Annotated in this window: 13 protein-coding genes; 6 read left to right on the top strand and 7 right to left on the bottom strand. The window is 64.4% G+C overall.

Annotated elements, in window-relative coordinates:
• Positions 1 to 18: 18 nt before the first annotated feature.
• The 6 genes from PQR40_RS24345 to PQR40_RS24320 all read left to right on the top strand — a co-directional run bounded on the left by PQR40_RS24345 (position 19) and on the right by PQR40_RS24320 (position 6,375).
• On the top strand, positions 19 to 1,050 hold the full coding sequence (locus tag PQR40_RS24345; RefSeq protein WP_408510006.1) for a glycosyltransferase family 4 protein: 1,032 nt from the start codon (positions 19 to 21) through the stop codon (positions 1,048 to 1,050).
• A 20-nt stretch (positions 1,051 to 1,070) separates the two neighbouring features.
• The gene (locus PQR40_RS24340) at positions 1,071 to 1,703 is read left to right on the top strand and encodes a diacylglycerol kinase (RefSeq protein WP_408510005.1); all 633 of its coding nucleotides are present in this window, start codon (positions 1,071 to 1,073) and stop codon (positions 1,701 to 1,703) included.
• A gap of 272 nt (positions 1,704 to 1,975) precedes the next feature.
• Positions 1,976 to 2,701, top strand: coding sequence for a TetR/AcrR family transcriptional regulator (locus tag PQR40_RS24335; protein WP_408510004.1), 726 nt, complete (start codon positions 1,976 to 1,978; stop codon positions 2,699 to 2,701).
• 2 nt (positions 2,702 to 2,703) lie between these two features.
• A complete protein-coding gene (locus tag PQR40_RS24330; RefSeq protein WP_408234708.1) occupies positions 2,704 to 3,288 on the top strand; it encodes an LOG family protein in 585 nt (194 codons plus the stop codon).
• Positions 3,289 to 3,369: 81 nt separating this feature from the next.
• Entirely contained in the window at positions 3,370 to 4,116 is a 747-nt protein-coding gene (locus tag PQR40_RS24325) for an SDR family oxidoreductase (protein WP_408510003.1), read from the top strand.
• A gap of 261 nt (positions 4,117 to 4,377) precedes the next feature.
• Positions 4,378 to 6,375, top strand: a complete 1,998-nt coding sequence (locus PQR40_RS24320; RefSeq protein WP_408510002.1) for an ArnT family glycosyltransferase — start codon at positions 4,378 to 4,380, stop codon at positions 6,373 to 6,375.
• A 50-nt stretch (positions 6,376 to 6,425) separates the two neighbouring features.
• Here PQR40_RS24320 and PQR40_RS24315 read toward each other — a convergent pair whose 3' ends face one another.
• The 7 genes from PQR40_RS24315 to PQR40_RS24285 form a co-directional block, all read right to left on the bottom strand.
• Complete coding sequence (locus PQR40_RS24315; RefSeq protein WP_408510001.1) at positions 6,426 to 7,040, bottom strand: DUF924 family protein; 615 nt, start codon at positions 7,038 to 7,040, stop codon at positions 6,426 to 6,428.
• Positions 7,033 to 7,446, bottom strand: coding sequence for a group II truncated hemoglobin (locus PQR40_RS24310; RefSeq protein WP_325043844.1), 414 nt, complete (start codon positions 7,444 to 7,446; stop codon positions 7,033 to 7,035). Before PQR40_RS24310 ends, PQR40_RS24315 begins: the two co-directional genes overlap by 8 nt.
• 28 nt (positions 7,447 to 7,474) lie before the next feature.
• Positions 7,475 to 9,991, bottom strand: coding sequence for an ABC transporter permease (locus PQR40_RS24305; RefSeq protein ID WP_408339173.1), 2,517 nt, complete (start codon positions 9,989 to 9,991; stop codon positions 7,475 to 7,477).
• Positions 9,992 to 10,047: 56 nt separating this feature from the next.
• Positions 10,048 to 10,659 carry a DUF4126 domain-containing protein gene (locus PQR40_RS24300; RefSeq protein WP_408510000.1) on the bottom strand — a complete coding sequence of 204 codons (612 nt, stop codon included), beginning with the start codon at positions 10,657 to 10,659 and terminating at the stop codon, positions 10,048 to 10,050.
• Positions 10,660 to 10,907: 248 nt separating this feature from the next.
• Positions 10,908 to 11,228 carry a quaternary ammonium compound efflux SMR transporter SugE gene (gene sugE / locus PQR40_RS24295; protein ID WP_408234693.1) on the bottom strand — a complete coding sequence of 107 codons (321 nt, stop codon included), beginning with the start codon at positions 11,226 to 11,228 and terminating at the stop codon, positions 10,908 to 10,910.
• A gap of 89 nt (positions 11,229 to 11,317) precedes the next feature.
• Positions 11,318 to 12,016 (bottom strand): two-component system response regulator KdpE, encoded by a 699-nt coding sequence (kdpE, locus tag PQR40_RS24290; protein ID WP_074284939.1) that lies wholly within the window; start codon positions 12,014 to 12,016, stop codon positions 11,318 to 11,320.
• Entirely contained in the window at positions 12,009 to 14,843 is a 2,835-nt protein-coding gene (locus PQR40_RS24285; RefSeq protein WP_408509999.1) for a DUF4118 domain-containing protein, read from the bottom strand. The genes kdpE and PQR40_RS24285 overlap by 8 nt, the downstream gene beginning before the upstream one ends.
• Between the last annotated feature and the right edge of the window lie 189 nt (positions 14,844 to 15,032).

Raw genomic sequence — 15,032 nt, 5'->3', positions numbered from 1 at the left:
TCTATTGGGCCGAAACCGATGAAGATCATGATCGTCACCGACGCATGGGAACCGCAGGTCAATGGCGTCGTGCGCACGCTGAAAAACACCACGCGCGAACTCACCACACTCGGCCACCACGTCGATCTGCTGACGCCGCTCGAATTCAAGACGATTCCATGCCCGACCTATCCCGAGATTCGCCTGTCGCTGATGCCGCGCCGCAAGCTGCGTCAGCGTATTGACGAATTCGCGCCCGACGCCCTGCACATCGCCACTGAAGGCCCGCTCGGCATGGCCGCGCGTTCCTATGCGATCCAGCATAAGCTGCCGTTCACGACCGCCTATCACACGCGCTTTCCCGAATACGTACAGGCGCGTTTCGGCATTCCAATCGCGCTCACCTACAAGTTTCTGCACTGGTTCCACAAGGCGTCGCTGGCGGTGATGGCGCCCACACCCGTGGTCAAGACCGACCTCGAAAAATTCGGCTTCACCAACGTGGTGCTATGGACCCGCGGCGTCGACCTCGACATCTTTCACCAGATGGACTCGAAGGTCCTCAACACCGCACGGCCGATCTTTCTGTACGTGGGGCGTGTAGCGGTCGAAAAGAACGTCGAGGCGTTCCTGAAGCTCGATCTGCCCGGCTCGAAGTGGGTGGCGGGCGAAGGCCCGGCGCTGGCCGAACTGAAGTCGCGCTATCCGCAGGCCAATTACCTGGGCGTGCTGACGCAAGCCGAACTGGCCAAGGTCTATGCGGCCGCTGACGTATTCGTGTTCCCGAGCCGCACCGACACCTTTGGACTCGTGCTGCTCGAAGCGCTGGCCTGCGGCACGCCGGTCGCGGCGTATCCGGTGACCGGCCCGATCGACGTGCTCGGTGACGGCGGCGCGGGCGCCATGCACGAAGATTTGCGCGAGGCTTGCCTCGAAGCGCTGAAGATCGACCGCAGCCATGCCCGCGCGTGGGCCGAACGCTTCTCGTGGGCGGCGGCGTCCGAGCAGTTCGCGGCGCATCTGAAGCCGCTGCCGCGCACGTCGTATAGCGAGGAAAGCGCCGCCGCATGACGCGACGCGCAGAGCCGCTTATGCAAACCCGAAACTCCACCGCGGCACGCGCATCGAACGGCGCGTTGCGCGCTGTCGATGCCGGCACCGACGCCGCCGGCATCGAGCCGTTCGACGACGTGCGCGAGCACGGCGCGCCAAATCATGCCGATCACGCGAATGGTTTCCACGACGTGAACAGCGCGAGGATCGAGAGCCCGGAGAGCGATCTCCACCACGAACCGCTCAGCCCCGACGATCCGCTCGCACCGTTACCCTTCAATCCGTACAAGGGCAATCGTGGGCTGACCCGCGCATGGCACGCGATGAAGAATTCGCTCGCGGGGTTTCGTGTGGCGATCCGCGAGGAAAGCGCGTTTCGCCAGGAACTCACGCTCGCCGCTATCCTGATTCCGTGCGGCGTGCTGGTGCCGGTCGATCCCGTGTCACGCGTGTTGCTGCTCGGCTCGGTGTTGCTGGTGCTGATCGTCGAGTTGCTGAATTCGAGCGTCGAGGCGGCCATCGACCGTATTTCGCTCGAACGCCACGAGTTGTCGCGCCGGGCCAAAGATCTCGGCAGCGCGGCGGTCATGGTTGCCCTCGGCATGTGTCTGATGACGTGGGGGCTGATCGTCGGGCCGCTCGTCGTGCGCTGGATCAAAGCGTGGCTATGAAACCCACCCTGCAGTACGGCCCCGCGCCTTATCCAGCGCTCCAATGAATGAAAACCCTGAGTATCCGCTTGGTATAAGAACGGTCGGTTTATAATCGACTGATAGTCTCACAGGAAAATGCTGGGCTGCCCCAAGTTTTCCTGCCCCCTCGGGGGGCCAGTCGCGCAGCGGCAGGTTTGGGGGCGCTCGACTATACCAACCGCGTCCGGATGGATCACGCAACAGCGGCATGCCGCCACGCGCCCAGCCCGGCGTAACCAGGGCCGGACTACATGGAAGCCAAACCTCCCCGCCGCACCCGCGAACGGATCCTCGAGCTCTCGTTGAAGCTGTTCAACGAGATCGGCGAACCGAACGTCACGACGACGACGATCGCCGAGGAAATGGAAATCAGTCCAGGCAATCTGTACTACCACTTCCGCAACAAAGACGACATCATCAACAGCATCTTCAGCCAGTTCGAGCAGGAGATCGAAAAGCGTCTGCGCTTTCCCGACGATCACCGCGCGACAATCGACGAGATGTGGTCGTACCTGCAGTACATGATCGATTTCACGTGGCGCTACCGTTTCCTGTATCGTGATCTGAACGATCTGCTGGCGCGCAACCGTACGCTCGAAACGCACTTCAAGCAGATCATCAGCCACAAGGTGCGTTTTGCGAGCCAGTTCTGCGAGCAACTCGTGGCCGACGGCGAAATGGTCGCAACGCCCGAAGAGCTGAATGTGATCGCGACCAACATCGGCGTGATCGCGACGTACTGGCTGTCGTATCAGTTCGTGATGAACCCGCGCAAGTACAACGAGCAGGAAACGATTCGCGCCGAACTGCATCAGGTGAGCGTGCAGATCGTGTCGCTGATGGCGCCTTATCTGCGCGGCCGCTCGCGGCAGATTTTCGACGACCTCGTGTCGGGCAAGCTGCCCAAGCGCGAGTTCTACGACTACCTGCCGCCGAAAGAAGGCGCCGCGCCCCGTAACGAACCGAAGGACGTTTGAGTATGAAGTCGGTGTGTGTGTATTGCGGCTCCTCCGACGGAGCCAAACCGTTGTACGCCGAAGCCGCGCGCGCGTTCGGCCGCGCGCTGGTCGAAGCCGATCTCGCGCTGGTCTATGGCGGTGGCAAAGTAGGGCTGATGGGCGTGATCGCCGATACGGTGATGGCCGAAGGCGGCCGCGCAATCGGCGTGATTCCCGAGTTGCTGGTCAACAAGGAAGTCGGCCATAACGGCCTGACCGAGCTGCACGTGGTGCCCGACATGCATCATCGCAAGAAGATGATGGCCGACCTGTCCGACGCGTTCGTCGCGATGCCGGGCGGCGCGGGCACGCTCGAAGAGCTGTTCGAGGTCTATACGTGGGCGCAACTCGGCTATCACCAGAAGCCGGTGGCACTGCTGAATATCGACGGCTTCTACGATCCGTTGATTGCGCTGCTCAAGCACACGGTAGACGAAGGCTTCATGCGACAGACCTACTTCGACATTCTGCAAAGGGATGCCGATCCCGTCGCGCTGATCGACAAGCTGCAGCGTTATCAACCGCCTGCCAGCGACAAATGGGCCGTCAAACGCGACGCCGTTTGAACGCCGCTTGCTGCGCTTCTCCGGCCTTCTGAACACCCGCCGTACTGTCCCTTCGGAACACACCCGAGCGATGAGGTTGCGATGACAAAAACCGTTCTGATCACCGGCGGCAGCCGCGGCATTGGTCGCGCAACCGCCCGTTTGCTGGGCGCACGCGGCTGGTCGGTCGGCGTCAATTACGCGCAGAACCTGGCGGCCGCGCAGGACACCGTTGCTGAAGTGGAACGCGCCGGCGGCCGTGCATTACCGATTGCCGGCGACGTCGCCAGCGAGACCGATGTGATCGCGATGTTCGGCGCGCTCCAGCAAAAGTTCGGCCGGCTCGATGCGCTCGTCAACAATGCCGGGATTGTCGGGCCGTCGAGCCCGCTCGCGGATATGGACCTCGCGCGGCTGAAGCGCATGTTCGACGTCAACGTGCTTGGCGCGTATCTGTGCGCACGCGAAGCTGCGCGCCGGATGTCGACAAGCCGCGGCGGCGCGGGGGGCACGATCGTGAATATCTCGTCGGCGGCTGCGCGTTTGGGTTCGCCGAACGAATACGTCGACTATGCCGGCTCCAAAGGCGCCGTCGACACCATGACCATCGGCCTCGCCAAAGAACTCGGCCCGCAAGGCGTGCGCGTGAACGCGGTGCGGCCCGGGCTGATCGATACTGAAATCCACGCGAGCGGCGGCAAGCCCGAGCGCGCCGCCCAACTCGGTGCGACAACGCCGCTGGGCCGCCCCGGCAGGGCCGACGAAGTCGCCGAATCGATCGTCTGGTTGCTGAGTGACGCCGCCTCGTACGTGACGGGCGCACTGCTCGACGTCGCTGGCGGACGCTGAATAAACCCCTCTTCTGTTCACGCGGCCGACGGTTCCGGGCGGCCGACTTCTCCTTTCCCGACTCCCAATTGTCAATTCCCGTCGATTTGACGAGGAATCAGCACGATCCATCTGACTAACTGCGGTATTCCCTACATTATCTGTAATCCACAGTAATAAACTGGGACTACAATCGCAGCGTTCGCATGCAACCGCATGCGACGCACAGCCAGAGCATAAGTCCGCGGCCCACGTCGCCGCGTGCGGCGACCAGAGATTCTCATGTACGAAAATCGATCCGCGCCCTGGCGCGCGGGGAACGTCGCGGTTGCGACGCCGGCGCCGGCCGGCTCTGCCGACGGTGCGCCGGACACGCGCCTCGACTCGGCACACGCGGCCGAATCCGGCACGGCCTTGCCAGCCGGCCACACTGTGGTAGCCGAAGCCGCGGCGCCCGCAAGACCCACCGCTCCTGCCGGTCCCGCGGGGCCCGCCGCCGCGCCGACCGCTTCGCGTGGTGCCCAGCGCTTGCGCTCGCTCACGGCCGCCCGTCCGTTGAGGTGGCTGGTCGCGCTAGCGATCCTGTGTGCCTGGCTTTTACCGGGCATCCTGGGTCACGAGCCGTGGAAGCAGGACGAAACCTATACCTTCGGCATCATCCAGCACATGCTCGACACCGGCGATCTGGTCGTGCCGACCAACGCCGGCCAGCCCTTCGTCGAAAAGCCGCCTATTTACGACTGGGTCGCCGCCGGCCTCGCGTGGATGTTCGGCCGCTATCTGCCTTTGCATGACGCCGCACGCCTCGCGAGCGCGCTCTTCGCCGGACTCACCGTCTACTACACGGCACGCGTCGCCCGCCGCGCGGTGGCCGCGTCGAGCTGGCTGGACGTCCGCGTAATCGGCACGCTTGCGTTATTCGCGAGCACGCTCGTCGTCATCAAGCACGTGCACGACATGATGACCGACGTCGCGCTGATGGCCGGCGCCGCGATCGGCTTCTGCGGACTATTTGAACTGGTGCTGGTGCACCTGCGCGACGAAGCGCGCCTGCTGCCGGTCGACGCACACCGCCGGCGCCACGCGATTCTGAGCGGCGCGGCAATGTTCGGCGCGGGCGTGGGGGTGTCGTTGCTGGCGAAGGGCCTGTTCGTGCCGCTCGTGTTCGGCGCGACCACCGTCGCCGTGCTGGTGCTCTATCCCGCCTGCCGCACTCGCAGCTTTGCTGGCGCACTCGGCATCGCCGCGCTGGTCTGCGCGCCCTTCGCGCTGATCTGGCCGATCTGTTTCTATCTGCGCTCCGAAGCGCTCTTCAAGGTATGGCTGTGGGACAACAATATCGGCCGCTTCTTCGGCTTTTCGGTGGCGGAACTCGGCTCTGAAAACGAGAGCCGCCTGTTCGTGCTGCGCACCGTGCTGAGCGTCGGTTTTCCGGTCGTACCGCTGGCGCTGGCCGCACTCGCCGGCGGCAGCTGGCGCCGTTGGCGCGATCCGCGCGTGGCGCTACCGGTGATCTTCGCGGGGACGGGGTTCGCCGTGCTGCAAAGCTCGGCAACGGTGCGCGAACTGTACATCCTGCCATTCATCGCCCCACTCGCCCTGGTGGCGATGCAAGGCATCGAAAAACTGCCGCGGCGTGTGCACGCGAGCTGGGATATGACGAGCCGCGTCCTGTTTGGCAGCGCGTCCGCGCTCGCGTGGATCATCTGGTCGATCATGAGCGATCCGGCCAACACGCATGCGTCGCTGCACCGGCTCGGCCGCTGGTTGCCGCTCGATTGGGTGCTGCCGGTCAGGCCCGGGATGATCGCGGCCGCGCTGCTGATGACGCTCGGCTGGCTGTGGCTGCTGCCGGTCTTCAAATACACAGGTAAATGGCGCGGCGTGCTGAGCTGGTGCGCGGGCGCGATTCTCACATGGGGACTGGTAAGCACCCTGCTGCTGCCATGGCTCGACTATGCGAAGAGTTACCGCTCCGTGTTCGAAAACCTTGGCGCCCGCATGAATATCGAATGGAACGATGGCGATTGCATGGCCAGCACAGGACTCGGCGAATCCGAAGCGCCAATGCTGTACTACTACACCGGCATCGAGCATCAACCGGCCGCGAACACGGCGACGACCGAGTGCACGTGGCTAATCGACGAGAGCCGCCGCGACAATGCACGCGCGCCGGCAGGCGATTGGCGACCGTTCTGGTCAGGCGCGCGTCCAGGCGACACCGACGAACTGCTGCGGGTGTTTGTGCGGACTCCGGCGACGCCCGGGCGCGGCGAGTAGAACGCCGCGCCAGACGGCATCTGGCCGGCGCGTGTGCGTTTTCCTTGCGCCTAGAACGACGAACCGCGTTCTTTCAGGAAAGCGGTTTCTTCAGCGGTTGAGGGTCGCCCGAGTTGCGCATTGCGATGTGGAAAGCGTCCGAAACGCTCGATGATTCTGGCGTGCCTGACCGCGGAGGAGTAGTACGACGCGCCGCCCGGCTCGGCCTTCAGCTGCGTGAACAGGCGCAGCGATTCGTGCTGGCTGGCAAGCGTTTCGTCGTGTTCGAACGGCAGATACGCGAACGCACGGTGATGCGCGGTCGGCAATAGAAGGTCGGCACCGCTTGCGATCATCTGTTGCGCGATGTGCAGCGCTTTGTGATCGGCAGCGAAAGCACGCGATGTATCGCGGTAGCAATTGCGGGAAAACTGATCCAGCACAATGACCAGCGCTAACGCGCCGGGCGGTGTTGCCGTCCAGTTGTCGAGGGAGCCTTCACGCGCTGCGTCGATGAGTGTCCCGAAGCGTTCCAGCAGCTTCGCATCGAAGACCTTGTCGCGGGAGAACCAGAGCTTGCGCGCCTGGCCGAAGGTGGGCGTATTCGGGGCGCCGAACCAGCACGCCAGCACCGCACGCGCTTCTGCCCCCTCTGCCCCGTCAGGTCCCGCTCCCCCCTCAACCATTGCGATTGCGCATCCAATCCGCAGTCTCGAAGAACGACGCCAGCAAGCGCTCTCTCAACGGCTCGGCAAGTCCGACATCTTCCATGGCCCATGCCATACACCGAAGCCACTGATCCCGCTCGCTGGAAGCGATCGGAAACGGCATGTGCCTCGCCCTCAACCTGGGGTGGCCGAAGCGGCTGATGTAGTGATCGGGCCCGCCCATCCATCCGCACAAGAACCAGAAAAACTTATCGCGCGAGCCATCGAGCGACTCCGGATGCAAGGCCCGAATCCCGGCGAATTCCGCTTCGAGATCCATCAAATCATAAAACCGGTCGACCAGTTCGCGCACGCGCGCTTCACCGCCGACCAGTTCGAAGGCCGTCGGCTGTGCTGCGGACACTTCGTCGTTAAGTTCGCTCATACCCAATCACAAAAACAGGAAAGAAAATTCACGCGTCCCGCAGCGATTGCAACGCGGGCCGCGCCAGCACGTGTCGCAAGCTTAGCCAGCCACCCACGCCCGCACAGGCGATTCCGGCTGCGACGCCCGCCGGCAACAACCACGGATCGAACGTCAGATAAAACTCGAACACGCGCGTCGCCAGTTGCCAGCCGATCACCTGCGCACCTAGCGCCGCCATCAAGCCGGCGAGCGCGCCAACCGCCACGAACTCAGCGACCTGCACCGCCCGCACCTGACGATGCGAGGCTCCTAGCGCGCGCAGTAGCGCGGATTCTCGCATACGCTCATCGCGGGTGCCGGCCAGCGCCGCGTAGAGCACCAGCACGCCGGCCGCAAGCGTGAAGGCGAACAGGAACTGCACCGCGCCGATCACCTGCTGCAATACGCGCTGCACCTGCGCCAGAATCGGACCGGTGTCGATTGCCGTGAGGTTCGGATAGGCGGCGATCAGCCCGTCGATGGTCGACTGTTTTTCCGACGGCAAATGGAAGCTCGTGATGAACGTCGCCGGGAAATCCTGCAATGCGGCCGGCGGCATCAACACGAAAAAGTTGACCTTGAACGAGCCCCAGTCGAGCTTGCGTACACTCGTCACCGGCGCGTCGATTTGCAGGCCCGTCACGTCGAAGCGCAGCGTATCGCCGGGCTTCACATTGATCAACTTCGCAAGCCCCTGCTCGATCGAAATCTGCGGCGTCTTCGTGTCGCCATACCAAGTGCCGGCAGAGAGGCGGTTGTCGTCGGGCAGCGCCGTCGTGTACGACAGATTGAATTCGCGATCGACGAGCCGCTTCGCGTCGTCACCCTTGAACGAATCCGGATTGACCGGTTTGCCGTTGATGGCGATCAGCCGGCCGCGCACCATCGGCGAGAGCACCGTATCGGGCACGCCGTGCGTGCTCAGATAGTGCGTGACGGCTTCGCGCTGGTCGGGCTGGATGTCGATGATGAATTCGTTCGGCGCATCGGGCGGCGTCGATTTTCGCCAGCCGGCCACCAGATCATTGCGCGTCATCGCGATCAGCAACAGGCACATCAGGCCGATGCCGAGTGCGGTGATCTGCAACGCACTCGCACCGCTGCGCCGCTCCAGCGACGCCAGCGCGTAGCGCCAGCCGATGCCCGCATTCACACGTTCGCTGCGCACGAGACGCGAAGCGCCCCACAACGCCAGCCGCGCGATACACGCGAAGACCAGCAGTCCACCGGCGAAGCCGCCCGCCACGATGCCGCCCAGCTTCAACTCGCCCGCTGCGACGATCAGGAGCGCGGCGAACAGCACGATGCCGAGCGCATAGGCGGCCCAGGCGGTGCGCCCCGCTTCGCCCCATTCGCGACGCAGCACGCGCACCGGCGGCACGCGCGTCAGCGGCAATAGTGGAGGCAACGCGAAACCGAGCAACAGCACGAGACCGGCAGCAATCCCTTCGAGCGCGGGCCACGCGGTCGGGTAAGGCAATGCGACGTCGATCAGACTGCCGAGCCACGTCAGCAACGCCAGGTGCCCCAGGTAACCGAGCGCCACGCCGAGCGCGCCGCCGATCAAACCCAGCCCCACGAATTCGAGCGTGAACAACGTGCGCAGCGTGACCTGACTGACACCAAGACAGCGCATCGCCGCGCAGCCGTCCAGATGCCGGCGCATATACCGATGCGCGGCCATTGCGATCGCCACCGCCGCGAGCAATGCGGTCAGCAGCGAAACCAGCGTGAGGAAGTGACTCGCGCGATCGAGCGTCTGACGCACTTGCGGCTGGCCGTCCTGTAAGGACTCGAGCGCGACGCCACGCATCTTGCCGCCGTCCACCTTGTCATGCGCGAATTGGGCGAAGCGCGCCACCGATGCATCCGCGCCCGCCACCAGCAAGCGGTATGTCACGCGGCTGCCGAAGGTGATAAGGCCGGTCGATTGGACATCGTCGGCGCGCAGCATCAAACGCGGCGAAAAATTGATGAACGAAAAACCGCGGTCGAGCTCGCGGGTAATGATCGCGCCGATCGTAAAGCTGCGATTGCCCACTTTCACGGCGTCGCCAACATGCAGCTTCAATGCATCGAGCAGTGCCTGGTCGACCCATACCGTGCCCGGCGCCGGAATCGCTTGTGTGGGATGGTCCGCCGCGCCCGGCGCCGAAGCAATCCGCAGCTCACCGCGCAACGGATAACCCGGCGACACCGCCTTGATGGCAGCCAGCCGCGAGACCGGCTGCGCGCCGGTCGAGTTGATCATGCTGGGGAAAATCGCCGTGCTGGCGGTATGCAGACCGAGCGCCGTGGCTTGCTGCGCGAACTGCGGATCGACCGGATGATCGGCGCGCACGATGAAATCGGCGGCGATCATGCGCCGCGCATCACGCTCGAGCCCCTGATGCAAGCGGTCAGCCAGAAAGCCGACACTCGACAACGCCGCGACGGCCAGCACCAGCGCCAACAGCAGCATCGTCAGTTCGCCCGCGCGCCAGTCGCGCGCCGTCATGCGGATGGCCTGGCGCAACAGATCCATACCGCCCAACCGGCGCGCTGCATCGGCGCGCGCCGTCACACCTCGTCCCGTATCGCTCAATCGTGCCTGCTCCTGGCAAACCGCGACACCATGTGCGTCGCCATCCCGCGAAAACCGCCCTGCACCCCGCGCCACAGCCGCGGCAACGCCCAGCCGGCTAATATCAGGAAGCCCACCATCAACACCAGGAACAGGAGCGGGACAAACAGCGCAAGCAGCATGCCGCCGAACACGAGACCGTCTTCAGCAGTGGAGGTCACGACATTCGACACGGGCTCCGGCGACAGATTGATCAGCGCGCGCGTGCCCGCTTTAGCCAGATGCGCAGTGCCCGCCAACGTGCCGCCCGCGAGTGCCGCGACCGTCAGCAGCGCAGGATCGGCATGGCCGAGCGCGCCAGCCGCCAGTACTGCGCCGGCCGGAATGCGGATAAAAGTATGGATCGCGTCCCATAAGGAATCGAACGCGGGGATTTTGTCGGCGAGAAATTCGGTGACCGTCAGCACGCCGGCTACGCCGATCACCCATGGCGAAGACAGTGCGGACAGCGTATCGGGGAGATGGATGAAGCCGAGGCGTGCAAACACGCCGGCCAGCAGGACTGTCAGATAGAGGCGCAGACCGCCGCCCCATGAGAGGCCCGCAGCGAGCGAAAGTGATTCAAGCATGGCCGCCTCCAGGCGCGCTGTGCGTGCCGGGCGCTTCGACGGGCAAAGGAAAGGGAACCGCCGCACCGAAGTCGTCAGACCCGCGCCAAGCCGGCCGCGCCAAATAGGACGCGGGCAATTTCAGGTTGGATTCAATCCCATTATAGCCACGTTAATTCGCAGAACGCAGAGCGGCTAACAAATGGCGGACTCTAACCGTGCGAAGTTCGTGCGCACGCAGACAGTTAGTCGGTCACGGCAGCAAAGGCTTAATGCCCCGACGACAGCTTCAAACCGATCAATCCGATCACAATCAGCGCCGCACTCGCCACCCGCGCGACCGTCAAAGCCTCGCCCATCATGACGATGCCGAAGATAAACGCGCCAACCGCGCCGATCCCCGTCCACACGGCGTAGGCGGTGCCGAGCGGCAACTGGCGCATGGCCATTGCGAGCAGCACGAAGCTGCCGAGCGCGGTCACGATCGTGAACACGGATGGCCAGAGCCGGGTGAAACCTTCGGAGGTTTTGAGACCGGCCGCCCACGCGACTTCGAGCACACCGGCAATCAGCAGAAGAATCCAGGACATGAGACAGCTCCAAGAACAGATGGGGCCGTCCCCGTTCGTAGCAGATGCGCAAGGTCGTCCTTACGATCTGTAATTATACCAAAACACCGTCAAACGGCGCCAACCAGCCGGTATCCAACGCCCGTTTCCGTGACGATATGCTCCGGTTGCGCCGGGTCGCGCTCCAGTTTGCCGCGCAGATGCGCCATATAGATACGCAGATAGTGATGGCTCTCCACATGCGACGGCCCCCACACGTCACGCAGCAATTGCCGGTGCGTCAGCACGCGGCCGGCGTGGCGCACAAGCGTCGCGAGCAGACGGTATTCGATCGGTGTGAGATGGACGGCGGCGCCGTCACGGCTCACCTGACGCAGAGCCAGGTCGACCGTCACCGCGCCGAAGCGCACCACCGGCGATTCATTCGCACCGCCCTGATTGCGGCGCCGCATATGCGCGCGGATCCGCGCCAGCAATTCGGATACGCCGAACGGCTTGGTGAGGTAATCGTCCGCGCCGGCATCGAGCGCAGCGACTTTCTCGGTTTCCTGGGTACGGGCCGACAGCACGATGACCGGCAATTCGCTCCAGCCACGCAGTTCGCGAATCACGTCGAGGCCGTCGGTGTCGGGCAAGCCAAGATCGACGATGACGAGATCGGGCTTGCGCGTCGCGGCTTCGACGAGACCTTGCTTGCCGGTCTCGGCGTCGTGCACGACGATGCCCTCGCCTTCCAGCGCGGTTCGCACGAAGCGGCGAATCTGCTTTTCGTCTTCAATCAGGACGACGGTGATGCTCGGGTCACTCATGGCTGGGCTTGAAAAGCGGGTTAGGAGTTGAATCGAGATCGGGCAAGGCGTCGGCGCCTTCGTCTTCCAGCGCATCCGGTGCTTCGGGCGGCGTTTCCACCGGCAGCGTGAACCAGAAGCGCGCGCCTTCGACGCGGCCATCCGCGGACACGCGATTGAGCGCGCCGATTGTACCCCCGTGTGCTTCCACGATTGCGCGGCAGATCGCGAGGCCGAGGCCGATGCCCGGTTTGGCCGACTCTTTCTCACCACGCGTGAATTTCTCGAACACACGCGCTTCCATGCCGGCCGGCAGACCGGGGCCGTTGTCGTCGACAGCAACGCGTACGAACGACTTACCGTCCGCGTCGAGACGTTGCGCGCCGATCGTCAAAGGCGTGTCCGGCGCGGTGTATTTGGCCGCGTTCTCGAACAGATTCGAAAAGAGCCGCTCCATCAGCACGGCATCGAGGTGCAGCAGCGGCAAATCCGCGGGCAGCTTCACCTGCACCGGATGATTCGCCAGCACGCGTTTGCATGCACGCAGCGCGGCGCCCACCGTTTCTTCGAGCAGCGTCCACTGCTGGTTCAGTTGCAGGCTGCCTGCCTGCAAGCGCGCCATGTCGAGCAGATTGGTGACGATGCCGGTCATGCGCAGCGCTTCTTCGTGGATCGCTTCGACGAGATCGTCGCCGGGTTGCTCACCGGGATGCGCCTCGCGCGATTGCGCCAGCATTGATGAAAAGCCGACGATCGTGGTCAACGGCGTACGCAGGTCGTGCGAGATCGCCGACAGCAGCGAATTGCGCAAACGCTCCGATTCCATGTTGACGAGCGCGTCACGCGCGATGTCGACGTAGTGCACCCGCTCCAAAGCCAGCGCGATTTGCGCGGCGAATGCGTCGAGCATGCGTTGCTGCTCGGGCACATCCAGTTCTCGCTCGTCGCGCATCACGACCGCGAGCACGCCACGCGTGCGCATCGGCGCCTTCAGCGGCAGGTAGAGCGCGGCGGCGGCCGGCAGCGTATCGGTGCCTTGTCCGGCAGGCTTCTGCTGATCGTAGACCCACTGACCGACGTCGATATCGAGCATCTCGCCTTCGAGCGTGATCGCCGCATCGGGGTCTTCTATTTTCTGCTTCACCTGATCGGCGCTGTCCGGCAACAGAATCGCGACGCGCGCGCCGAACACTTCGCTCACATGCCGGCTGCCGATCCCGACAATCTGCTCGGTGGTGAGCGCCGCCGCCAGCTCGCGCGCCATCGCGTACATCGCGCCGGTGCGTTGCTCGCGGCGCCGCGCCACGCTCGCCTCGCGCCGCAAGCTCGACGTGAGATGGCTGATAACGAGCGAAGTCAGCAGCATGCCGATGAAGGTCAGCAGATATTGCGTATCGGACACCGACAGCGACATGCGCGGCGGCACGAAGAAGAAATCGAACGCGGCCACGCTCATGAACGACAGCACGACACCTGGCCCGCGCCCCAGCTTCACGGCCGTGAAGATCACGCCGAGCAGGTACAGCATGACGAGGTTGGTCAGATCGATATGATCGATCAACTGGCTCGACAGCAGCGTAATGGCCGCGCAAATCGCCAGCGCGATGCCGTAGGCGCGCGGCGGTGAACGGCGTTCGCGCGCCGTGCTCAGCGCCTCGCGCCACGCATTCGCGGTGGTATTCAGCAAGCGGCGCTGCTCACCGCCATCACGTTCGGACGACGCGCGAATCAGCGTGAGATCGAGATCGCCCGCGCGTTCGGCGATGCGCTCGCCGAGCGGCCGGCGCAGCCAGCGCGCGACACCGGTGCGCGTCGACGCGCCGGCCACCAGCTTCGAGACGTTACGAGCCTGCGCATAACCGATCAGTGCGGCTACCGCATCAGTGCCCGCGAGCGTCGCGGTTTCAGCGCCGAGTTCGGCGGCGAGCTTCAGGGCATTCAGCGTGCGTTCGCGGCGCGCGTCAGGCAAGCGCTGCAACGCGGGTGTTTCCACATAGACGGCGATCCAGTCAGCTTTCAGGCTGGCGGCGAGGCGTGCCGCCGCGCGCACCAGCATCGGCGCTTCCGGGCCAGGACCGATGCACACCAGCAAGCGCTCGCGCGCCTGCCAGATCCGCTGGATCGAACGATCAGCGCGATATTCCCGCATCTGCGCGTCGACCCGGTCGGCGGTGCGGCGCAGCGCTAGCTCTCGCAGCGCGATCAGATTGCCCTTGCGAAAGAAGTTGCGCACCGCGCGCTCGGCCTGCTGTGGCAAATACACCTTGCCGTCGCGCATCCGGTCGAGCAGTTCCTCGGCGGGCAGGTCGACCAGCGTGACTTCGTCGGCACGATCGAACACGCGGTCGGGCACCGTCTCCCAGACGCGAATACCGGTGATCTGGCCGACCACGTCGTTCAGGCTTTCAAGGTGCTGGACGTTGACCGTGGTGTAGACGTCGATGCCCGCATCGAGCAGTTCGTACACGTCCTGCCAGCGCTTCAGATGGCGTGCGCCCTGCACGTTCGAATGCGCGAGTTCGTCGACGAGAATCAGTTGCGGTTTGCGGGCGAGCGCGGCGTCGAGATCGAACTCGCCGAGCTTGCGGCCGCGATACTCGATATGCGCGAGCGGCAGCACGTCGAGGCCTTCGAGCAGCGCAGCAGTTTCGCTGCGGCCATGCGTTTCAGCGATGCCGACCACCACGTCCGCGCCTTCATCGGCACGGCGCCGCGCGGCCTGCAACATCGCATAGGTCTTGCCGACGCCCGCCGACGCGCCGAAAAAAACCTTCAGCCTGCCCCGCTGACGTTTCTCTTCGTCGCGTTGCAGCTTGTCGAGCAGTTCGTCAGGATCGGGGCGGTTCATGCTCAATGGTTTTCATAGTAAGGCGAGCGATAGTGCATGCATGGTGGCACGACAGCGGCCGCGCCGCAAATGGCAGTGGCCGTCACACGCTCGCCAATCGCACGACGCAGCCTGGTGCACCGGGCAGCCCGCCGCAATAACGGCCGCGAACAAATGGCGAAAGCGGCGCCGCATGGGCGCCGCTTCTCC

This window comes from Paraburkholderia sediminicola (assembly GCF_046026855.1).
Lineage (GTDB): Bacteria > Pseudomonadota > Gammaproteobacteria > Burkholderiales > Burkholderiaceae > Paraburkholderia > Paraburkholderia sediminicola_A.
The sequence above is the reverse complement of the archived record's forward strand: the minus strand, read 5'-3'. Positions and strand labels throughout refer to the sequence as shown.